Source organism: Aliiglaciecola sp. 2_MG-2023 (assembly GCF_030548145.1).
Classification (GTDB): domain Bacteria; phylum Pseudomonadota; class Gammaproteobacteria; order Enterobacterales; family Alteromonadaceae; genus Aliiglaciecola; species Aliiglaciecola lipolytica_A.
On the sequence record NZ_JAUORY010000031.1, the window covers coordinates 15,354 to 38,812 of the forward strand.

General features: G+C 40.9%; 17 protein-coding genes. 12 read left to right on the forward strand and 5 right to left on the reverse strand.

The annotated features are described in order from the left end of the window. The first annotated feature begins 2 nt into the window (after positions 1 to 2). The 3 genes from Q4567_RS20535 to Q4567_RS20545 are packed head-to-tail and all read left to right on the forward strand — an operon-like array spanning position 3 to position 3,555. A complete protein-coding gene (locus tag Q4567_RS20535) occupies positions 3 to 1,178 on the forward strand; it encodes a DUF4350 domain-containing protein (protein ID WP_303502093.1) in 1,176 nt (391 codons plus the stop codon). After that, on the forward strand, positions 1,175 to 2,221 hold the full coding sequence (locus tag Q4567_RS20540) for a MoxR family ATPase (protein ID WP_303502095.1): 1,047 nt from the start codon (positions 1,175 to 1,177) through the stop codon (positions 2,219 to 2,221). Before Q4567_RS20535 ends, Q4567_RS20540 begins: the two co-directional genes overlap by 4 nt. Beyond that, complete coding sequence (locus Q4567_RS20545; RefSeq protein ID WP_303502097.1) at positions 2,218 to 3,555, forward strand: DUF58 domain-containing protein; 1,338 nt, start codon at positions 2,218 to 2,220, stop codon at positions 3,553 to 3,555. Before Q4567_RS20540 ends, Q4567_RS20545 begins: the two co-directional genes overlap by 4 nt. Positions 3,556 to 3,579: 24 nt before the next feature. Here Q4567_RS20545 and hemN read toward each other — a convergent pair whose 3' ends face one another. Together hemN and Q4567_RS20555 are read right to left on the reverse strand one after the other, a co-directional pair. Further along, entirely contained in the window at positions 3,580 to 4,947 is a 1,368-nt protein-coding gene (gene hemN / locus Q4567_RS20550; protein ID WP_216046358.1) for an oxygen-independent coproporphyrinogen III oxidase, read from the reverse strand. A 174-nt stretch (positions 4,948 to 5,121) separates the two neighbouring features. Then, positions 5,122 to 6,537 (reverse strand): TonB-dependent receptor, encoded by a 1,416-nt coding sequence (locus tag Q4567_RS20555; protein WP_216046359.1) that lies wholly within the window; start codon positions 6,535 to 6,537, stop codon positions 5,122 to 5,124. A 191-nt stretch (positions 6,538 to 6,728) separates the two neighbouring features. Between Q4567_RS20555 and Q4567_RS20560 the strand changes: the two genes are divergently transcribed. Together Q4567_RS20560 and Q4567_RS20565 are read left to right on the forward strand one after the other, a co-directional pair. Continuing rightward, positions 6,729 to 7,577, forward strand: a complete 849-nt coding sequence (locus tag Q4567_RS20560) for an ABC transporter substrate-binding protein (RefSeq protein ID WP_216046360.1) — start codon at positions 6,729 to 6,731, stop codon at positions 7,575 to 7,577. A gap of 122 nt (positions 7,578 to 7,699) precedes the next feature. After that, complete coding sequence (locus Q4567_RS20565; RefSeq protein ID WP_216046361.1) at positions 7,700 to 8,146, forward strand: DUF2721 domain-containing protein; 447 nt, start codon at positions 7,700 to 7,702, stop codon at positions 8,144 to 8,146. 57 nt (positions 8,147 to 8,203) lie between these two features. Here the strand turns inward: Q4567_RS20565 and Q4567_RS20570 are convergent, their stop codons facing one another. Beyond that, positions 8,204 to 9,319: a c-type cytochrome gene (locus Q4567_RS20570; protein WP_303502100.1), complete on the reverse strand. Its 1,116-nt coding sequence runs from the start codon at positions 9,317 to 9,319 to the stop codon at positions 8,204 to 8,206. 333 nt (positions 9,320 to 9,652) lie between these two features. Here Q4567_RS20570 and Q4567_RS20575 point away from each other — a divergent pair, with 333 nt between their 5' ends. Then, entirely contained in the window at positions 9,653 to 10,441 is a 789-nt protein-coding gene (locus Q4567_RS20575; protein WP_216046363.1) for a hypothetical protein, read from the forward strand. 77 nt (positions 10,442 to 10,518) lie between these two features. Here the strand turns inward: Q4567_RS20575 and Q4567_RS20580 are convergent, their stop codons facing one another. Together Q4567_RS20580 and Q4567_RS20585 are read right to left on the reverse strand one after the other, a co-directional pair. Further along, positions 10,519 to 11,910, reverse strand: a complete 1,392-nt coding sequence (locus Q4567_RS20580; RefSeq protein ID WP_303502102.1) for a Xaa-Pro peptidase family protein — start codon at positions 11,908 to 11,910, stop codon at positions 10,519 to 10,521. 56 nt (positions 11,911 to 11,966) lie between these two features. Then, positions 11,967 to 14,468: a TonB-dependent receptor gene (locus Q4567_RS20585; RefSeq protein ID WP_303502104.1), complete on the reverse strand. Its 2,502-nt coding sequence runs from the start codon at positions 14,466 to 14,468 to the stop codon at positions 11,967 to 11,969. A 796-nt stretch (positions 14,469 to 15,264) separates the two neighbouring features. Here Q4567_RS20585 and Q4567_RS20590 point away from each other — a divergent pair. The 6 genes from Q4567_RS20590 to Q4567_RS20615 all read left to right on the forward strand — a co-directional run bounded on the left by Q4567_RS20590 (position 15,265) and on the right by Q4567_RS20615 (position 23,432). Beyond that, the gene (locus Q4567_RS20590; protein WP_303502106.1) at positions 15,265 to 16,164 is read left to right on the forward strand and encodes a LytTR family DNA-binding domain-containing protein; all 900 of its coding nucleotides are present in this window, start codon (positions 15,265 to 15,267) and stop codon (positions 16,162 to 16,164) included. Positions 16,165 to 16,221: 57 nt separating this feature from the next. Further along, positions 16,222 to 16,611 (forward strand): VOC family protein, encoded by a 390-nt coding sequence (locus Q4567_RS20595; protein ID WP_216046367.1) that lies wholly within the window; start codon positions 16,222 to 16,224, stop codon positions 16,609 to 16,611. Between the two features lie 186 nt (positions 16,612 to 16,797). Further along, the gene (locus Q4567_RS20600; RefSeq protein ID WP_252728674.1) at positions 16,798 to 18,672 is read left to right on the forward strand and encodes a sigma 54-interacting transcriptional regulator; all 1,875 of its coding nucleotides are present in this window, start codon (positions 16,798 to 16,800) and stop codon (positions 18,670 to 18,672) included. Further along, complete coding sequence (locus tag Q4567_RS20605; RefSeq protein ID WP_216046368.1) at positions 18,665 to 21,241, forward strand: TonB-dependent receptor; 2,577 nt, start codon at positions 18,665 to 18,667, stop codon at positions 21,239 to 21,241. The genes Q4567_RS20600 and Q4567_RS20605 overlap by 8 nt, the downstream gene beginning before the upstream one ends. A gap of 84 nt (positions 21,242 to 21,325) precedes the next feature. Then, positions 21,326 to 22,540 (forward strand): CaiB/BaiF CoA-transferase family protein, encoded by a 1,215-nt coding sequence (locus Q4567_RS20610; protein ID WP_216046369.1) that lies wholly within the window; start codon positions 21,326 to 21,328, stop codon positions 22,538 to 22,540. After that, positions 22,533 to 23,432 (forward strand): hydroxymethylglutaryl-CoA lyase, encoded by a 900-nt coding sequence (locus tag Q4567_RS20615; protein WP_216046370.1) that lies wholly within the window; start codon positions 22,533 to 22,535, stop codon positions 23,430 to 23,432. Before Q4567_RS20610 ends, Q4567_RS20615 begins: the two co-directional genes overlap by 8 nt. Positions 23,433 to 23,459 lie beyond the last annotated feature (27 nt).

Here is a 23,459-nt window from a genome sequence, read left to right on the forward strand (position 1 = left end):
ACATGAGTACCTCAAATTTACAGCCTGTGGAAGCAAAGCAAACCTGGACAGTACGGGTATTAATGGCGCTGATAATATTGGTTGCTGGCGTGTTTTTGTATAATGGTTTTGAGTCTTATGAAAAAGTAACCGACATAGGTTTTAATGACGAAGCCCGCGAACAACCGTTTTTAGCGGCTAAATTGTTCCTTGAGGCGGAAGGTACTGAAGTACAATTACTGGAAGATTACCGTTTGTTGTATGCCAACAATGAATCTGCCATTTTTCCCACCACAGACGACACCATCGTTTTATCCGAAGGCGAAATTGCGTTATCTAAGGCTATAGCGAAGCAACTGATTGACTGGGTAAATTCTGGTGGTCACCTGATTATGGCCCTTAATGCTAGCCAAGACGCTGATGTTTTTCGCGCCAATGCACTTATTCAAGAATTAAACCTCGCTGTTAATTGGTTGCCAGAAGACACCGAGAACGTGTTTACTCCAACTGAAATAATCAACCCAGATGACCAGCCCCTAATGGTTAATTTAGAAAACCGTTATCGTTTAGTTTTACCTGCAGATCCAAGTGTTTTTTATACTGCAGGGGATTTATACGGGCCCACATTTGCGCAAATGGAGATGGGCGATGGATTGGTTACTATGTTAACCGATGTTTATATTTGGAATAATTATCAAATAGCTTACGAAGATAATGTGGAGCTATTAGATCAATTAGTGGGCAACTCATCGAAAGTGTACGTTTTTTCGACCCAGGAACTGCCTCATTGGTTTAGTTTATTGTACGATTTTGCGCCTTATTTTATCTGGTTCGGTAGCGTATTGCTTGCCCTGAGTATGTGGCACTGGGCGATGCGTTTTGGTCCTATTTTGCGTATCGATGAACATAATTACACGCCTTTTTCATTGCATATTAAAGCCGCTGGTGAGTTTTATTGGCGGCAAAAACAGCAGCGGGAATTAATCGACGAAATTCGTCATTCTATTATTGTCGCTTTACACAAAAAGCGCCCCGCCACTAAGAGTGCAGACAGACAACAAATGCTTGAACAATTGTCACAGATAAGTCATTGGCCAATCGAAACCATCAACACACTTATGTTTAGTCAAGCTCAAGTTAATGAAACCCAATTTACCCAAAGTATAGCGAGTCTCCAGACTCTCAGGAAAATGTTATGAATGACGCTGAATTAGATCCCAATCCAACGCCCGAGATACCTGTGCAAGAAGACAGTGTTGAAGGCCAAGTAGAATCGTTAATTGATGGTCAAACCCTTGAAAAAGCATGTGCGCAAATTAACGCTCTGAAAAGCAATGTTCAGCGCCTGTTAATTGGTCAAAATGATGTTGTAGAACAAGTGATTATTGCTTTCTTAGCTGGCGGCCATGTGTTACTTGAAGGGGTGCCAGGTTTAGGCAAAACCTTGTTAATACGCGCGTTGGCAAAGAGCATCGACTTAAATTATAAACGGGTGCAATTTACACCTGATTTGATGCCTGCCGATGTAACAGGTCACTCGATGTTAGACATGGCAACTGGTAAATTCGCGTTGCGCAAGGGGCCGGCTTTTACGCATTTATTACTGGCAGATGAGATTAACCGAGCGCCGGCAAAAACTCAGGCTGCGTTATTAGAAGTGATGCAGGAATATCAAATCACCATTGATGGGCAGAGTATGCCGCTAGAAACCCCATTTATGGTGTTGGCAACCCAAAACCCCATCGACAATGAAGGCACTTACCCGTTACCAGAGGCTGAACTCGACCGCTTTATGTTGAAGGTGCTCGTGAGTTACCCAGAGCATCAGGATGAAATCACCTTAACCAAACTGAATACTGAAAATCAAACAGGTATAGTCAATGCCTCGATTCAAAGTGTACTGAGCAAGCAAGATGCATTATCACTTAAAGCCTTGGTAAGTAAGGTGCTTATAGACGATAAGGTTGTGGACTATGCGGTAGGCTTAGTGCGTGCAACCCGTGAGTGGGATGGGATTGTGCATGGTGCAGGGATCCGCGCAAGTATAGCGCTAGTGCAAGCGGCGAAAGTGAAAGCCCTATGTGAAGGTCAAGGCTTTGTGACTCCTGACCACATTAAAGCCATGCTCTTACCTGTTTTGCGACATCGTATTATTTTGTCTGCAGAGCGGGAAATATCCGGTTCTTCGGCAGAGCAAGTGCTATCAGAAATAATTCAACAGGCGGCTTCTCCAAGGCAATGAAACGTATTAGGTTAGCTCCTTCAAAGCGATTACTTAAATGCTTTTCTGTGCTGTGCATAGTGGGTTTGGCATTGCCAATTGTTATTCATTTTAATGGCTTAACGCAATTGTCTGGTTTACCCATGGGACTGGCGCTAATTGCTATTGCATTGGCTGGGTACGATTTAATTATCAGTCGCCACCCACCGCAAGTGGCAGTTAAAAGAGAAGTGCCGAGCAATTTATCCGTGCATGTGGAACAAAAGGTTAGCATTGCTATGGCTAATCGTGGGTATTATACCTTGAGCCTCCAGTGCAGTGAGATAATCCCTGAGCACTGGCATTGTTCTAACAACTTTCACGGTTGTCGATTAGAACCCGGACAAATCGCAGAGTTTGACTATCAAGTTACGCCAAGTCGAAGGGGGCCTTCGCAAATTTCGGCTACTGAAATTAAAGTCGAATCGAAGTTTGGCTTTTGGGATTATGTGTATTGGATTGAACACGTTAGCGAACATAAAGTATTCCCTAATTTTACTGCCATTTCAGATTTAGCTGGTTTGCAAGGTAGCGTTAACTTAACCCAAGCAGGCTTAAAAAAGTTTAATAAACGTGGCAGTGGCATGGATTTTCTGCAGTTACGTGACTATCGTGAAGGCGAAAGTATTAAACAAATTGACTGGCGAGCAACTAGCCGGTTTAACAAACTCATTTCAAGAGAGTATCAGGAAGAAAAAAATCAGCATGTCATCATAATGTTAGACTCAGGCCGACGTATGCGTGTGCAGGACGACGATCTGAGCTATTTTGATCACGCACTTAACTCATTGATCATGCTGTCTTACACCGCTTTGAAAAATGGCGACAACCTTAGTTTGCAAAGCTTTGGAAGTGAGTCTCGCTGGTTAAGTCATGTTCGAGGGGCCCAAAATGTCAGTAAAGTCATGCAGCATTTTTATGATCTGTATCCGCAAAAAATAGCCAGTGATTATTTAAGTGCAGCCCAAGAGTTGTTGGTCAAGCAACCGAAACGAGCGTTAATTTTGCTAGTCACTTGTCTTCGTGATGAAGATTTTGAAGATTTGCTCAAAGCGGTACAATTACTTAAAGCTAAGCATTTGGTGGCCGTAATTAGTATCGAAGAGCCTATTTACAAGCGTATTGACGACGAGCCAGTAGAAACGTTCGAACAAGCAATTATGTATGCCTCAGCCCATAAAATTAAAAAATCCATAGATCGTAATGTACAACGCTTAAAACAAAAGGGCGTAATTTGCATCAATGCGCCAGCTTCTCACCTCACTCCAAATGTATTAAATACCTATTTGAGTATTAAAAAGGCTGGCTTACTGTAGCGTTCAAATGTGAGCCTAAGCTGTTTAAATGACGGTTGAGTATCTATGTATATGTTGATTTTTAATATACCCGTCAAAGCTCATACAAATATTTCTTATCAGCAATCTAGCTTTGTTTTTGACCTTAATTTGCAATGCATCCACTTCCACAAGATTGTCGTCTACAAAAGGTTGTAACGAACGCAGACTTTGCTGGAAATAGCTGTCGAAATGAATGTCGTATAGGTTTTCAACTTGGGATTTGTCGACTTGAAAATTACACATTAATTGGCTAATGACAAAGCCCCTTATTTGGTCATCGAGATTTAATTTAACCCCCTTGTGAACCGCGTTATCTGATTCATTTAAAGCTTGGTAATAGTCGGCTAACTGTTTGTAATTCTGACTATAACAGTCACCAATATTACTAATAGCCGATACGCCAAACCCTAATAAATCACAGTTTGCATGGGTGGTGTAACCTTGGAAGTTTCGGTGTAATTGGTGGCGCTTTTGAGCCAAGGCAAGTTCGTCATTAGGTTTGGCAAAATGATCCATACCGATCATCATGTAGCCTGCATCTAGGAATCGTTCAATTGCCAATTTCATCAATGCCAGTTTTTGCGCAGCATTGGGGAGCCATTCATCACGCAATTTGCGCTGCGCTGGAAAGCGTTCAGGTAAATGCGCATAGCTAAACAGCGATATCCGTTGCACACCCATTTGAATCACTTTGTCCAAAGTGCGTTCAAATCGTTCGGGTGTCTGATGGGGCAAACCATAGATAAGATCTAAATTAACGGATCTGAATCCAATCTTATTCGCTTGGTTAACGATTTGCTCGATCAATTCAGTGGACTGAACTCTATTTATCGCTTTTTGCACCTGCGGATCGATATCTTGAACGCCGATACTGAGTCGATTAAAACCGATGTTAGCAAGGTGATCGATATAGTCTAAAGTTAAGTTTCTGGGATCTATCTCTATGCCAATTTCAACATCTTGGCTGAGAACGAAATGGCTTTTTAACACGGCCATTAAATTCGAAAGTTGTTGTTTACTGAGAAAACTGGGCGTACCTCCGCCTAAGTGAATTTGCCGAACAACATGCTTTTTAAAGAGCTTTTGGCGCTGGGTAATTTCACCTATTAAATAGAACATATAGTCGTCCGATTTTTCAGGGTGACGAGTAACTATTTTGTTGCAGCCACAGTAATAACAAAGGCTATGACAGAACGGAATATGTATATAAAGAGACAGATCTGTATTAGGTGAGGTTTTTACTGCTTTGATCAAATCATCATTGTAGAAAGACTCGTTAAAGGATAATGCCGTAGGGTAGGAGGTATAACGTGGCCCATTAGTATTATACTTTTCAAGTAATTGAGGATCGAAAAAGCGTTTTGAGTTCATGTTGTTTTCGCAATAATCATTTAGTCATTGCAGTTTAATTGGTTAGCGAAATCCTTTATTGATCTTGCGCAATATTTTGCTGATTTTAGAAATGTATTAATAAAAGCTGAATTGGAAGTAAAAAAAATGGCAGATAATCTGCCATTTTTTAGGTGTGAATACGTACTGCCGTCGTTAGCGTTCTCGATAACCAAAAAACTTATTTGCTATGATTTCTTCAGCAACACTTTGTGGAACCGCATTTTCCCATTCTCCGCGACCTGAGGAGAGTTGTTTCAATAAGTCTCGGGAGTAAATCGAAAATAATTCGTTATCACTGCACTCAATACCAGCAAGGTAGCCATTTTCCAATAAATGTCGATATAAGAAGCGTAGATGTTCTGGCACTTTAACTAGGGTGAAATCGTTAAGTTGGCCATTCTCGTCTATCTCAGGGTAAATATACATTCGGGTATTGTCTGGAAATAGTTTACCAAAACCTTCCATTATTCCGCCTTCAACCCCTTTATAGCTGTCTTCATCAAAAATCTGTTTGATGTTAACCATGCCCACTACAATGCCAATTTGCATTTTTGTGTATTGGCGGAAGTAAGCCCGCAACGAGAAATAACGGGTATAGTCTGAAACCATTACGTTATAACCCAACGAATTAAGCAATTGCACTCGCGCTACTATGTCTTTTTCGGGCATTTGCGCGTCATTCCCTTTCATATCATTTAATGATATTTCAGCAATAACCGCGGTATTCGATTTACTCACATCTTTTAGTTCATAAAACGAGGTTTGCCCTTGTTCTATCATATCTACATTGAGTTTAGTGACTGGTCTGAACGAGCCGCGAATGGTTAGGATATTCTTTTTGTACAACAATTCAGCCGGGATCGCCACGCTGCCATCGGGTTTGAACATAACTGCACGGGTCTTCCAACTGCGGATTAAGTGCAGATTCTTCGCGCGATTGTCTACATCAAGGAAGTAAGGACCTTTGAAGTCGATAAAATCAATTTCAACACGGTTAGGTTTTATATTATCGGTTAATGAATCGATAATCATTTTAGGATCTTCAAAATAGAAATAAGCAGCGTATATTAAGTTCACACCAATTACGCCTAATGCTTGCTGCTGAGCTTCAGCATTGTCGTCAAACATGCGCACATGTACTTTGATATCAGAAGGCTCTGCACCAGGGTACATTTGAATACGAATACCAATCCAAGCGTGACATTCGTTTTTGCGGCCAAAGCTCTTAGCAGCTACTGTTGCGGCATAGGCAAAATAACGAGAACTTTTAGAGCGAATATTGCCAACTCGATCTACGACTAAATCGAATTCTTGTTCCATCATTGCTTGAACGCGAGCTTGGCTCACATAACGTCCGTCTTGTTGCACGCCATAGATTGCATCTGAAAAAACCATGTCATAGGCAGACATTGTTTTAGCTATGGTTCCGGCTGCCGCGCCGGCTATGAAAAATTGTCTGGCAACCTCTTGTCCTGCGCCTATTTCAACAATAGTCCCGTATTTTTTTTCGTCGAGATTGATTCGTAATGCTTTTTGACTTGTTGATCTAGAACTGACTTGTTTATCCATTAATTTCCCCAACTGATGTGCCACGGTGGAATAGTAGAATATCCTAAAAAAGAGTTACAGAGAAAATTTGTATTAAATAACTGAAACTTACGTGACTACATCAGATGGAATGCTGTTAAAGCTAGTTTAAAAATAGCAAATTTAGAATTCTGACTTAAACTTAGGGTGGTTTATTTATGGAGGCCACCATTATGAAAATGCTTAAAATGCTATTAGTAATGAGTTTGTCTTTTGCCTTAATTGCATGCAGTCCACAACAGGCAACGTTGTCAAGTCAAACATCTGAAGAACAGCCCTTGAAAGACTCTCAACTGTCAACTGATAACGAAGTTGAATCCCCTCCTTGCTCATATAGTTTAGGTTTTGATATCTGGGAACCTTACCAATACATCAACGTTGATGGTGAGGTGAGTGGCGTCGATATTCAAATTATCACTGGTGTTATTAATGAAATGGGATGCACGGTTTCTTATGTGCAAGGTACCTGGGTTTCGCTTTTAGAAGACTTACGCTTAGGTAACGTCGATATGCTCATTGGCGCATCAAAAACCCCAGCGCGAGAAGAGTTCGCGTATTTTAGTGCACCTTACCGCACTGAGCAGTTTTCATTGTACATACGCAATGATGATAAAAAGCGTGCCGCCTATAATGATATAGATGAGTTTATCGCTAATGGTAGCAAAATAGGCGTCGTAGGTGACTACTATTACGGGCCTCAAATTACCATTTTGCAAGATAGCAAAGCGTCCTCTAGTAACTTTGTGAGTGGTATTATGGGGGAATTAAATATTGCCCGATTATTAGATATGGATATTGACGGTTTTTTAGAAGATAGCTTTGTGGGAGCGTCAATACTGCGCAGAAAAGGATTAGATAACTACATTGTTGAACATGGCTTTACAGTTACTACTGGAGATATTTACGTCATGTTCAGCCAGTCAAGTGTAGCTGAAGCGGATGTTCAAAAATTTAATTCGGCGTTAGATGACTACATGCAAATGGATAGCTACAAACATACGCTGCAAAAATACAGTAGATAATGTCAAAGATGTTTGCATTGACTAAGCGTTGCGCGGTTTTTTAGGTGTCATTGTCAAGAGTTCTGTACATTTCCACTATTCATTTGGTATAAGAGCATCACAAATCAAATGATGGGGAAGTAATGGAACTTAATTTAAATGAATCTGCTGTTGAACTGATTCAATTGTCACTGGCACCGGTGTTTTTAATTGTTGGTATGGGTCAAATGATGAACGTCATGACCGGCCGTTTAGCGAGGATCATTGATCGGGCTCGTTACTTTGAACGAATTGGTGATGTTGACCCATCTAAGATTACCGAAAAAGCTAAAAATGAATTAAAAGCCCTACGCCGCAGAATGCGCTTTGCCAACTGGGCTGTTACGTTTTTAACAGCAGCAGCTGTGACCGTGTGTCTGGATGTTATTTTATTGCTGATGAATGGATTGACTGTGGTGAATTTGGATACGACTATTATTTCGATGTTTATTCTGGGAATGGTGCTTATCACCGGTGGATTGATTTCGTTTTTCTTAGAAGTCAGTGTTGCTAACGCTTCCCTTAAAATTCCATCATATAAAGACTATTAAAAAAGCCATGTTAACATCAGTTAACATGGACAATGAGCTAAAAACAGATATATTAGGTTAATGTCCTTGTGGCGTTTCCTCAAAAGATTCTAGCCCCTCTGCACGTACCACCGGATAGCCTAAATTCATCCAGCCAAAAATCCCTTCATACAACACAGCCGTATTGGCATAACCTGCTTGGTTAAATTTATCCATTACGTACTCTGCCGCTGCCCGTGGGCAAGAGCAATAACCGACGATCAATACATCCTTGGGCATTTCTCCCACTCGACTTTGGATATCAGAATAGTAAGGAAAAGGCACTGAACCGGCTAAATGGGCCCGTTGCCATACTGACGTCACTCGGGTATCTATCAGTACCATACGTTTTTTCGCTTGCATGGCGGCATGTAAGTCTTTAGAGGATACATATTTGCCCTGGTCCAATTTAAAATTAGGATCTTCCCCTTGTGGATTAATGACGTATTGATCCGGTGTGGGCAGCGCTTTTAGCGGAACCTTGCTAATTTTAGCATCACTGGCTTTACTGCGAATAAAGGCAGTGAGATTATCAATATCAGTTTCTGATAATTTGTCGGAAAAGCCTCGCATAGGCGTATCTTCGCGACCTTTTTCGATGGCGTAACGAATAAATTCATCTTTATTGTGAGCTAAAAAAGAGGGGTTAAAAAGCGCCGGAGCGGTAACACCTTCGCCGTTTTCACCGTGGCAAGTGGTACAATTTTGCTGATAAATAGTCTCTCCTTTGACTATATCGCCATTCACAGGGTTTTCACTTAGTTTTACTCTCTGCGCCCCAGACTGCCAGAATAACCAATACGTTAGATCCCAAGTTTCATCCAACGTCATGGGGCCGCCCACTTCATCTAAGTAACCCCCCATGGCAGTGCCGTGGCGACCATAAGACATAGGACGTAATATTGAGTGTGGAACGCCCGATTCAAATAAACTTTTGCTACGTAACGAAGGTGCGTGGTCGTTTTTATGACCTTCGCGATCATCACCATGACACAATGAACAGTACTTCTTATAATTACTGGCGGCCAATGTTGCTTGCTCGGCCGTCAGCTCACGGGGAGGTTCTTGCTTTTCATAAACACGTTCAGCGTTTGCCGAAAAAGAAATACTAAAGCTAACTAACAATATCCATATTAATCCAGTCACTCTTTTCACGACAACGTCTCTATGTTTAGGTTTGAAAGATTATTTAACGCTTAAATTGGCTTTTTATCAATCAAATATCTGCCTTGAACACAATCAATACTTTCTAGATAAGAGGCAATAGCATCCTAGGCCATTAATTTAGGTTGTCATGCTTGTTCTAACGCTGCCATCAGTCGTGATTGTCTATTTTCCTTTTATTTTGATTGTGGTTTGGTTTTTTTACCCAATTCGTTGTTATCGTGTTGTTAATTAAGTAACTGATTGACTTAATCTTTATCGATAAGAGACAATCAGGTTTAAGACATTCTAAAAACGATAAATATAGGTCACTAGGGAAAAATGATGTGGGAATTCACTAAAACGCTTGTTGTACTAATCTGTCTAACATTATGTGCTTGTTCGTCACCTTATACTGTCATCACCACCGAGCAGGTCATTGATAAAGACGACGAGGTTATGCTTTTGAAGGGGTATAAAACAGCCTACTTAATAGCATCAGCCGAAAATGCACTTAATGATTTTTCCGGCACTAATAGTCGGTACATAGATAATAGTACCACCCTTGAAATCGTTAAGAATGAAGGCGTAACTATCTTTGATGCTCCACTAAACATTACGGAAGTTCGTGATTGTTATAAAATCGACTATGCTCCATCAAGCAACTCAAATCAGAACTCTGGTAAAGATGAAACCTATTTTATTAAAATTAGCAAAAGCAGTGTAGCCAACTTATACATATTGAACCTGCTTGAATCTTGCACTTTAAATGATATGCAGATGGACAAATTTACTTATATGCCGGTGATTTTAGAAAATAACATTGCCACGTTTTTTACCTTTTCCGATAAAGAGCTAAAGAAGTTAACTTGGGATTGGTATAATGACTTAAATTTTGTGAAACGTTATTGGTTAGGTGTCAGTGAAAACGATTCAAATGATGAAGACGAAAAAAAGAGTATGCCTATCATATTTGAAAATGCCCGTGGACTCGTCGCCGTAATGGAATATGTTTATTATCATAAGCATTCAAGCACGCCGGTGCGGGTGCAATTAGGTGAAAGCACTGATGAGCAAAGAGCATTGTTTAACCAATATTCTCGTGCCACGGCAAGGAAGGCGGCAAATCAATAATTTAAGTTAAAATACCGATAACAAAAAAATGCCTCAAGAGAGGCATTTTTTATGCTGATTTGGATTGCTTAATTGCATCAAATAATGATCGTTTGATCACCTACATTATTGATCGCTTCACTACCATCAGCCGTTATTAAGGTTAGATCTTCTAAGTGCGCAGACCCACCAATTCCAGCCTCTAGTAATGGACAATCGACACTAAGAATCATGCCTTTTTCTAACACAAGATTCTCATACTTTGCGCCTGGCATTTTACCCACATGATCTGTGTGATAAAGACCAACACTGTGCGGTGAAAATGACACTCTGTAATCGCCACCTAACTTTTTCAACGTAGATTGGCCTAAGGCAGTGATATCTGAGAATTTCATCCCAGGTTTCATTGAATGCCTTACTTCGTCCCACGCCATGCCAATCGTCTTAGTGATTTTGGCCAGTTCTTTATTCGGTTCACCAATAAATACAGTGCGTCCATAATCACCATGATAACCATCTGCATGACTAACCGCGTCAATTAAGAACGACTGACCATCTCTAAACGGTGCGTCAAATAAATCTGCACTCACACGGTCTATCACCATAAACTCGCCGGTGTTGCCGCGTTTAGCAGCCTCAGCATAGTAAATGCGCCTGAGGTCACGATAAGTAGCACCAGCTCGTATTGATTTAACCGCCGCAATAGCTGCTTCAGCGTTAGCTGGCGCTGCACGACGCATCAATTCAATTTCTACATCTGATTTATAGGGACGAATACGTCGCAATGCGTCATCTGCATCAACAATCGAAACATTGGGTAAAGCTGTTGATATTAATTCCCAAGATGCAGCGTTATCTGTCGCTATTCTCGCATTGGTTAGACCTAAATCGCTAAATGCCTTTTTAAATGCAGCTCGAGAACCAACAAAAGCGCCATACTCTTTGGCTGTCTCCCGGGTACGATTCTCACGACTACTTTCAATCTCATCTAAACTGGTTAAATGCCGATCTGGGAATATCATCAAATTGGCAGTTTGATTTGCAGATGGATCATTCTTATCTGTGCCTCGATGCCCACTATACATATAAGTCGAGAAGTCATCTGGAGCAATTACATCTGCTAACTGGTAGTAGTATGTAAACGACGGCATAACTAAACCATTTGGCATATTGTCTTGACGGGTAATAATCGAAAATGAATTAGGACCATGTCCCATCGTTAAGGTAATTGGTCGATGCCCAGTTGAATAGTAAAAATTGACGCCTTGTCCGAGTACTAGGGCGTCAATATTCAACATATCCATGACTTTATAAGCTCTGGCTAAGTTGATTCGCGGGCCTGATAACGGTGGAGCAACAATAAAGTCATCAGTAAATGAACTGCTTTTTGCGCTGTCTGCGCTGCTAGCAGAGCTAGCAGCACATCCAACTAATGGTAGAGCGGTAGCCATACCGACACCGGCCATAAACTCACGTCTATTTAACTTCATTTTTCCCTCTGATTTAGAGTTTTTGAACATTCTTTAGCCTCATTCAAAGTTAATGTTTAAAACGCTAGTGATAACCTAACGCCTAGCTCTCTTGGCTGCATAGCTGTAACGTGCACAGCTCGGAGCGTATTTAATGTTGAAATTTTAACAGGTACTTCACCGAAGAATGCTAAACCTGCGCCTGTTACCCAACCATCTTCGTCTAGTAAATTATCGGCATATAGCTCAATTGAAAGATCATCACGTGTGAAACCAACTTTTAAGTTCACTTTTTGGTATGCGTCTACCCACGTTAGGTTATATGAATCAGTATAAGTTTTACCGTTATATAAAATATCTACACGTGTATACCAATCCCAGTCTGTTGCTAACTCTAAAGTATTGGTATAAGTACCAGATAGGCTACCACTCCATTTTGGGAAACGAGGAAGGGTATTACCATCCACTTTAAATCCATCTGCTGTGGTTAAATTAAATAAAGGTGTAAGACCGGTTAATGAATAGTCTTCATATTTTGCATCGGTATAATTCGCGGTTAGCGAGATATCAAAGTTGTTGCTGACTACATAGCCACCTTCAAACTCTACCCCTTTAATTTTTGATTCTCCAGATACAAAACCACTTTGAAAGCCAGTAGCGCCAGGCGGTAAAAAGGATATGCTTGATTTCATATTTTCCCAAATCATCGAATACAAAGCGGTTGAATAGCTTAGTTTGCCTTCCATTAATGATTGTTTAACCCCAATTTCGTAACTATCTAGATATTCAGGCGGTACCTCATCTTGTAAACCAGGATTCTCTGCTTGCACTATGGCTTTATCTTCAGGATCTAAGGCAACAAAGGAACTGTTGAACTGACCCGGTAAGGTTCCTTTTGAATAACTTGCATACGTCATCATATTGTCAGTTGGGTTCCATTTGAAAATCGCACGAGGTAGGAACTCTGTTGATTCAAGCTCTCCGGTTGCAATTGGTTCGCCAAATGTGCCACCGAATCGTGTCACTGAATCGTTCTGCCAACGACCTTCAAGGGTTAATCCTAAATTTTCTGTAAAGTAGTAATCTACGGAACCAAATATTCCGATGGTATTGATTTCATCATCATTTGGAGTTGAGTTTTGTGCACCAACTATTCGCACCTCAAATGGCGTTTCAGCAGTATCGAACAAAATTGAATTGGTCGCTTCTACACCATTAGAAAATGCAGCATGGATTTTTTGTTTATAGTAATTGACACCCATTAAAGCTCTAAACTTTCCGCCAGCATCGTAGCTTAAGCGTATTTCACTTGAAAAGTCTTCAAAGAATGATGGCGTACCAACATACACAGATTCTCCGTCAGAATTATCACCGTCACGAATACCCATCAAATCTTGGTCGTTATAGGAAATGTTACCATCCAAATCAAACTCGTCATTTATGACATATTCGAAACTAGCGGCAAGTCTAATCATTTGGCGACGTAATCCAAAATGGTCAAGGTAAGGGGCATCTTCGATATCCTGAACACCACGACTATTTCCTACCATTAAGTCTCGAACGTCTACCTCTGGCAAAAAGGCTCCACCATCTTCGAATATCGGAAAGGTGGTGTTACGAGAAACAACTACACCGTCAGAAATCTCAGGTAAAGCTCCACACCACAAGTTTCCACCCAAAGTTGTTTCAGTGGCAACACCATCTCCGTTAAGAACAGTTACAGGAGTACCGGCTTCACAGTTACTAAATTCACTAAATTGAATCGCTGTGGCGGCAGGGGCGGTATCTTCATCTTCAACATAGGATGCTCGAAATTTAATTTTTAAATCTTCTGTTGGAGTATATAAAAGAGATAAATGCGCAGCGTTAGTGGTTTGTTCCCCTAAAGTTCCGCCGTCATTTGCTGTGTAAGCGGATCCATTTTTAAAACCTGACCCGGTCAGACTTGCCGCTAATACATCTTCTATTATCGAACCGTTTATAGAAAATGAGATATTACTAGTACCGAAGTTCGGGCTATATGCCGCATTAAACTTACCACCAAATTCGCCTGACGGGTCTTTGGTAATATAGTTAATTGCACCACCAAATGTTGAACGACCAAAATATGCTGATTGTGGGCCACGAATAACCTCCACTCGCTCAATATCTTCAAAGCCTATGGATTGTGCGCCACCTAGTACATATACACCGTCGATAAAGAGTGAACCAACTTGATTAGATGGTAATGTGCTTTCAGAGGTAAGGCCTCGAAAGCGTATTGCCGGTAATAATCGTCCAGCAAATTGTCCGCCTTGATCTTTGAAATCTAATCCTGGCGCGAACAAGGTTAAATCTTCTAAGTTACCAATACCGGCCTTTTCAATATCTTCTGCAGAAAAAGATTGGACAGCTAATGGTACGTCGAGGATCCACTCATCGCGTTTTCGAGAAGATACGACGTCGATCCGTTCTATATCTGCATTCTCGTTTGCATCAGTTTTGTCTTGGGCATAGGCAGCAGAAAAAAAGTTATTATCTGATATGCTTGTCCCGCTCATATTCATCAAAACAAAGACACTTAATAGTTTTTTGTTCATGGTTATCCTTTGATGTAATTAGTCTATTGATTGGCTGTGATGTTTCCACAAACAATATGTAGGATAAGCTGAATTTAGGTCTACTATGTTTTCGTAAAAGGTGGCTTTATTTCGTGAATACCATTCGCGCTTCGCGAATTGCAGACCAACTTTTTGTGTTAGTTGTGTGAAAAATGCAAACAATAATGTTATAAAGATATGATGATGGGTTTTATGTTGCAAGGCTATTGTGCGTGATTGAGAAATCTGTGGTATTGCATCAAGGGATAAAATAGTTTCAGTAATAGGTAGTTATCAGTTAATCAAACTCGCATGAAACTAGGGAATTTACACTAGGGAATTAACAACATATTATTTTTCAAAGTGAACATAAATTGTTCACTATGAAATATTGAGACTGAGCGGATATCGAATATTATTATTAACTTTTTGATTTTTAATTGATTTAAATAATTTTGGATTTTGGCATGAACAGTGCTTTGTTTGTTGTAGTAAATAAATTTACGAGATATTTGCGACAACTTACCTTCCTCTTGAAAAATGTAAATAGGGAAATTTTAGGCAATTGATCTTTAAACACGGATGTCCATATTGTCGATATTTTTCAGTTAGATAATAGTTTTACATTGAAAACAAAATGAGAAAAAGTGGCATTAGATTGTGCCAATTAATCAGCACTTATTCCGTGAGTGCTATTCGCGCAGCGCAAGTTGTTGCATTCAATTGTTTGTTTTATACATATTATAAAACGATGAATCTAGCTGTTTTATAATGATAAGGGCGCTGGGTACTAATGATGTTTAAAAAAGTATGGCAATCTATTTCCTTGGCAATACAAGATCGAACAATTCTTTCGTTTTATATTGGTATTCCTTTGGGGTTAGGTTTGTTTTTTGCACTATCTCAATCTGGTACTGAACCCCTTGTTGGCATTGAAGGCCACTTAGTTTACTGGCTAGTTTCAACCCTTTTGTCATGGCAGTTTTTAGCGATAGGTAGCAAATTGGTGGCTTTATTTTTAAAACCATTAGGAGCTCCCTTCTTAGCTGTTCTCATACTTGGATTTGCCATTGGTATTGCTCTTTGGATTCCAGCTAGTCATTTTAGAGATTTTCTAGTGGGCGATTTTGTTCAAGAAGGACATGTTCTAAAAAGCACTTCTCGATATTTGGATATAGTCGTCACGATCTCCAATTGGTTACTTGGAGTTAGCTTATGGGTTGCTGCTAATTATTTTTATTTATTTGTACTGGGTGTCAGCAGATTTAATTATTCCGCGGACAGCTCGAAGGTAAAACGCTTTCGAAATTGGCTACTGAACACTGTTAATGATGAGCAAACTGATTTCATTATGGTCGATCAATTGCCCCGACTGCAAAGTCGACTGCCAGCCCCCCATCAGCAAAGAATTTTAGCCTTGATAGCAGAGGATCACTACACACGGGTGGTTCTGGGTTCAAAAGAAGAGCTAATTTACATTCGTTTTAAAGACGCAATTGGCGAAATGTTTGGGCAAGACGGATTTCAAACTCATCGCTCGTATTGGATTAGTTCTGACGCAGCAAGTAGCTATCGAGAACAAGGGCACAGCGCTTCGATAAAACTGTCTAACGGCAGAGTTATACCCGTTAGTCGATCATTCAGACATGCAGTTAAAGCAAGATTTGATACATCAGGGCACGCGCAATTTATTTGATAGACAATATTTTACTCAACGCTGCTTGCTTATAGCCGCTAATCAGGAGAGTACATTTTGATCACTCATATTCATCATATAAATTTTGTTGTCGCAGATTTAGACAAATCGGTTAGCTACTTCCAAACATTGTTAACTCAATCAGCGACGATTGAAGAATTACCTCAAAGGCTGGTTAAAACAGCTCGCTTTAAGGTCGGTGAAAGCCTGTTGGTTTTGGTACAGCCTTTGAGCAACGAAGGGGTAGTGGCGGATATATTGGCAAACAAAGGTGAAGGTATTTTTTTGCTTTCATTTGCCACAGAATCAATTGATGAGTCACTACAAAAACTCGAATTGAACAATCTGGAAAAAAGAACGGGTCTGCAACAATGGTCAATCTGCGATCTTGCAGATCATGATAAATTCGGGGCTATTTTACAATTGACTGAAACACCGAAAAGTTGAATTTCAAAATGAATGATTTTATTTCAAAGTGATATTTTTTATTTCAATTTGAAATTTTCAACCTGAAAGTGAAATTGGGTTTTAAATTAAAGTGTTGATATTTAAGGTTTTTTAAATTTCATTGTTTTTGGCATGAACCGTGCTATGTTAATTTGCTAACAATTTTTACTTTCAGGTTGCAACAAATTGATAAAGCAAAGTCAAAAAATTCGCATTCTAATCTTTGGCCATAAAGAATTTAGCCAGTTGGTTAGTAGTGTATTAGAAGAGTTTGAAGAGCATGCCGAATGCAAAGTCGTAGATGCGATTATTGGCACTATTCATGAAGCTAACACTCATATTCATGTTTTCAAACCTGACTTAGTTATAAGTGCAGGCAGCAATTCGGCTTACTTAAAAACAACCTTAGATGTACCTGTCTTGTCTATCCCCGTGACAGAGTCAGATATCGTTAGTGCTGTTTTAAAAGCATCAAAGGTGAGTAAAGATATCCATCTTATTACCTACGATGACTACAGCAGTTTAGTTAGCCTGTTAAACACAAGCACTTCAATAAACATCACTCGTCATCAATACGAAACAGCTGAAGATGCTAAACAAATGTATCAATTGGCACATTTAACCTCCGATAATGTGGTGGTGGGTGCCAGTTTGGTATGTGGTTTGGCGTTATTAGACAACATTAAGTCATTCTTAATTTATTCTAAAGAATCCTGTCGTGCAGTCTTGAAAGAGGCGGTTATCCTTGGCCGCAAGCAACGGGATTCAATGCATGCAAAAGTTATTTATAAATGGTTAAGTGAAGACTCCAAAACCCCGATTTTAGTGGTGGATAACTATACTGATGTTTTGACGTCCAATGCCATTGCAAAAACAGAATTTGCAATTGACTCGAATAACAAACAAGAGATTTCAGATTTGTTGCATAGCAGTCAATTTGCTGATGTGTCGGACGGTAAGTGTCGGTTAAATGAAACTGATTGGTGGTTTCATAAAGACACCATCATGATGACCAATAGTCAGTTTGATATCTACCAATTTTATGCCCAAACACCGCAAATACTGTCACCTAAGAAAAACCAATCCCTTGAGCAACCGCTGATTTACAAATCCAAAGTGATGACGGATTTGATTGAACGAACTGACCTGTATGCGAATTCTCCCAGTCATGTGTTGATTATTGGAGAGTCCGGTACTGGTAAGGAAATGATAGCTAAGCGTATTCACCAGAAAAGTCAGTTTGCCGATGGACGTTTTGTCGCAATTAACTGCGCAGCAATGCCCAGTGAGTTGTTTGAAGGTGAGCTTTTTGGCTACGTGGAAGGCGCATTTACCGGTTCTAAGCGCGGCGGCAAACACGGTTTGCTATATGAAGCGGAAAATGGCGTGTTATTTTTAGATGAGGTGGGTGAGTTAACCTTACCTCAACAAGCCAAATTACTGCGCGTTATTCAAGAAAAAACCTATCGGCCCATTGGCTCTCAAAAAGAATTTAAAGTTAACCTCAAAGTCATTGCTGCCACCAACCGACCTTTGGCCACACAAGTGAAACAAGGCTTATTCAGAGACGATTTATATTATCGCCTAAATGTTTTAAGCATCAATGTTCCCTCTTTAAAAGAACGTCGGGATGATATTGAAAATATCACCAAAAATAAACTGACAACTCTTAATTTTGGTAGCTTGAGCGATGATGTTATTCAGCGCTTAACCCAGCAATTAACGCCCATCTTTACCACTTATGATTGGCCAGGAAATATCCGAGAACTGGAAAATATTGTTGAGCGCTTATTAGTTTATTGCTCAGCATTTCAAGATGTGACCAGTAAGCGAGTGTCGCAATTATTGATTGAGCTAGCTCCCGAGCTATTTGAGCTAAGTGGGACCGAACAAACTGGCGCAATCGCAAAAAATGAGCAGGAATTGCTAAACCAGGCAATGATGAAATTTAACGGGAATAAGGAACTGGTTGCTCAGTACTTAGGAATTAGCCAAACCACCTTGTGGCGAAGATTGAAACGCAATAATAAAAATAACCAAGAGGGAACACAACATGCTTAGATTTACCCGAAATAAGTTAGGTAATGCTATAGCGATATCAATGTTAGCAAGTTCAACTACTTTTGCCGGTGGTGCCCTTGCGCAAGATAGCCAAGCTGAAGAAGAGACTATTGAGTTAATCAGTATCTCGCGAAAACGTCCAGAGAGCTTACAACAAGTACCTATCGCTGTGAGTGCATTATCCGCCAGAGATATCGAAACTGCGGGGATCGAGCGTCCCGGTGATTTTATCTCGCTTGTGCCCAACGTGAATATTGTCGACACGGCAAACGTAGGTGACACACAGGTTAATATCCGCGGTATTGTCTCCACTCGAGATGCTGAATCAACCTTTGCTTACGTGGTAGATGGGGTGTTGATGACCAATCCAAACGGCTTTAACGGAGAGCTGCTTGATATTGCCCAAATCGAAATTTTGAAAGGCCCACAAGGGGCATTGTATGGACGTAATGCGGTTGCTGGTGCGATTCTAGTCACCACCACTTTGCCTAGCGATGAGCTTGAAGGTAGCGTTAAAGTGGCGGTTGGTAATGCTGGCGCCCAGCGTATAAATGGTATTATTAGCGGTGGTCTAAGTGAAACAGTCAGAGGACGAATTACCGCCAGTTATAATACCATTGATGGCCATTACGAGAACATCTTCACCGGTGAAGACTCGGTAGATTTTCTAGAAGATACCACCCTTAAAGGGCGCTTAATGTGGGATGTGAGTGAAGATCTTACGCTTGATATGAGAGCCGGCGTTTCTAGTGTTAAAGGTGGTGCTATTAACTTTAATGCTGTGTTCGCTTTACCTTCATTTGTTGAGGCATTTAATCAGCCCGCCTACAATGCCGACGTTAATGATCATGACTTCATTTTTGCCTTCAACGTACCAGGTGAAAACGAGCAAGACAGCACTGAACTTTCGATTAAAGCTGATTGGGATTTAGACGGTTACGATGTTACCGGTGTGTTGTCGTATAACGATCTTGAAGAAACATTATTATCAGATGGCACCAGCGCTTCCTTTTATGGCTATGAGTTAACACCTCAGTGTCAAACTGATCGTGCCACCCTGAATAACACGCCAACTGCGTTAGGTGGTGCTGATAGAACCGATTTGTTTGGTGAATTTTTCGCACCCTTCGGCATCTTTCCTCCCGGCGTGGAATTCACTGGCGTGTATGGACCATACACACCTAGTTCGTGTGATGGATACCAATATCAAGAACGCAGTCAATCCGATTTCAGTGGTGAGTTAAGAGTTACCTCTGATGACGACAGTGCTGATTTACGCTGGATTGCCGGTCTGTATTTCGCTGAAATTGACCGTGATGTAGTGGTCGCCTATGGTGCTGATCAAGGCCAAGGGTTCTTGCGTCAATCCTATGTGCCTGCATCTGGGCCTAATCCGACCGATTTATTGTTCGATGATACTTATGACACATCGGTCTTGTCTGCGTTTGGTCAAGTGGAATATGATGTTTCCGAAAAACTAGAAGTATCTGTTGCCTTGCGTTACGACCATGAAGACAGAACAGTATCTAACAACGTGCCATATGTGACCGCGTCTGGCCTTAACATTAATACTATTGTTGATGGCGAAGTTGGACTAATTAACCCTGGACTTGCTGGTAACCCAGATGGTATTCCAGACCGCAGTCGCTCATTTGCCCAATTCCAACCCAAAGTTACTTTAAGTTATGAATTATCCGATAACGTTAATTCGTATGCCAGTTACGGGGTCGGCTTCAGAAGTGGTGGTTTTAATTCACTGGGTACCCAAGCCACTTTAGATTTTTGGTTCAACAGCTCAGGTACTGGTAATCCTGGTGATGCAGTGGATGCACAATTATTGGTAACGGATGATTACGATAAAGAAGTTACCACTAATATAGAGTTGGGCATCAAATCTAAATTGCTGGATAACAAGGTTCGCTTGAATGCAGCGGTGTTCAAAACCAACGTTGAAGACAATCAGTTTTTCGAGTTTTTCGCCGGACCTTTTGGTTTGTTGCGTGCTGTGAGTACTATTGATGAGCTTGAAATTCAAGGTTTTGAACTTGATGTAACCGCGGATATTACCGAGAGCTTTAAAGTGTTTGCAGGGCTTGGTTTACTTGATTCAGAAATCAAAGAAAACCGCAGTCGTCCAATCACTGTTGGCAACAAAGCGCCGCAGTCACCTGATACAACCTACACATTAGGCTTTAGCTATGAGAAGCCTATCAACGATGAGTTTTGGGTAACCACTCGAGTGGATTATCAATACACGGGTGAAACTTATTTCCACACCTTACAAGGTGAAGAAACGCCTACAATTTGGGACTTTTTCGGCACCTTAGGTGGCGGTGTTCCACCGGGCCCTCATTCACAAAACTTCAATAATGCTAAACGTGATTCATTTTTCACTGTAAATGCGCGCATTGCTCTAGAAGCGGATAACTGGACACTAGCGATTTACGGCAAAAACATCACCGACGAAGAATATTTACAAGAAGTCATTCCAGCACCTGAATTTGGCGGATCTTTTATCCACCCTTCAGCGCTTGCTGAGTATGGCGTTGAATTCGCTTATAACTTTTAAGCACATTTCAAGTGACGGGTGATGGCACCCTACAGTGCCGTGACTCGTCTACTTTCAGGACACAAAAATAAATTGGAGAAAAGAATGAACAAGCCGCTTTCTGGTATACGTGTAATCGATCTAACACATATGTTATCAGGGCCGTATTGCGCTATGTTATTGGCTGATTTAGGTGCAGAAACGATTAAGGTCGAACCTCTACAAGGGGAAGGAACTCGCAAGCTATTAGCCAGCGATCCGAAAAATTCGTTAGATGGAATGGGGGCTTACTACATTACATTAAATCGCAATAAACAAAGTATTTGTATCGATTTGAAAAGTGAAGAAGGCAAACAAGTCTTTTATGAATTAGTGAAAGAGTCAGATGTTGTGGTGAACAACTTTGGCGCTGGCGTTCCTGACCGCCTGGGAATTGATTACAACACACTAAGTAAAATTAATCCTCGCATTATCACTTGTAGCATTACTGGCTTTGGTAGCAGCGGCCCTAAATTTAAACGTCCTGCTTTTGACCAAGTTGCTCAAGCTATGGGTGGCGGTATGTCAATCACTGGCACCGATCAGACAAACCCGGTAAGAGCTGGTATACCCATTGGCGACTTAGGCGGTGGCATGTTTGCGGTAATGGGAATTCAATCAGCCATTATTGAACGGGCAACTAGCGGCAAAGGGCAAGATGTGGATATTTCCATGCTGGATTGCCAAATTTCAATGCTTAATTACATGGCCACCATGCACTTTTTATCTGGTGAGAACCCATACCCAATTGGAAATTCGCATTTTGTTCATGTTCCTTACAATACCTTTCAAACCTCTGATGGTTTCGTGGTTATTGCAGTGATCACTGACAATTTCTGGAAAAACCTAAATGAAGTGGTTAAGTGCCCTGAGTTTGACGACAGCAAATATGACGGACAGCCAGGTCGATGGGCAGACAGAGACTTCATCAATGCAAAATTAAACGAGATTTTAAGTCAAAATACCTCGGCTTATTGGATTGAACAGTTGGAAGCCAAGCGTATTCCTTGTGCGCCAGTGAATAACTTGTCGCAAGCATTAAGCGATGAGCAAGTATTGCATCGCAACATGGTCGTTGAGTTAAAACATCCTGATGGAAAAAGTACTAAAGGGCCGGGTAACCCTATCAAATTCTCACGTACTGATGAGGAGTCTTTTTCGCCTGCCCCTGTTCTTGGTCAAGATACCCAGTCGGTTTTGACAGAGTTGCTGCATATGTCTCAAGAACGCATCGATTCACTTGTTCAAAGTGGTGCAATTAAAGGGGCTGGTAATGAGTAATCGAGTCTACATTAACGATGTTGGCCCTCGTGATGGCATTCAAAACCAAGCCAAGGTGCTAACTCCGCAACAACGCTTGCAACTTATACAGGTTCTTACAGATGCGCGCCTAGATGGTGTTGAAGTGGGGGCGTTTGTATCGCCAAAAGCCGTACCAGCTATGGCTGGAACCGATGAAATCTGTCAACAACTGCCAAAAGCAGATTGTCACTTTTCTGCGCTAATTCCCAATATGAAAGGGTTTGAGCTGGCGCAAAAAAATCAGATCAAATTGGCGTCCTTAGTAATGGCTGCTTCGAACACCATGAACGAAAAAAATATTCGTATGGATAACCAGCAAACTCTGAGCATGATTGAGCAAGTTATCGAAGCAGGTAAAGGCACTGATGTTGAATTACAGGTTTATTTAGCAACTGCTTGGGAATGTCCTTTTGAAGGCATTATTCCTGTTGAGCAAGTTATCGACTTAGCTGAAAAGTTAATCAATATGGGCGCGTCGCGCTTGGTTATTGCTGACACTATAGGTGCAGCGGATCCTCAAGGCGTTGTTGAATTGATGCTGCCACTTATTGAAAAGTTTGGTGAGGACAAAATAGCTTGCCATTTTCATGATACTCGCGCGATGGGCTTAGCTAATGTATACGCCGCTTTAACCGCAGGCGTAAGAAGATTTGACGCTTCAATTGCTGGTTTAGGTGGTTGTCCATTCGCCCCCGGCGCCAGTGGTAATGTGGCAACAGAAGATGTGGTAATGATGTGTGAGCAAATGGGCTATGAGACAGGTATTGATATGCCAACCTTATTAGCTGCTTCAGATCTAGCCGTAGAGTTAACGGAAACCGCCAAAGGCGGTAATGCAAAGACGTGGTTGCGTAAAAAGCATCCTGCATAAAAATAATAATAAAACCTTAAATAAAAA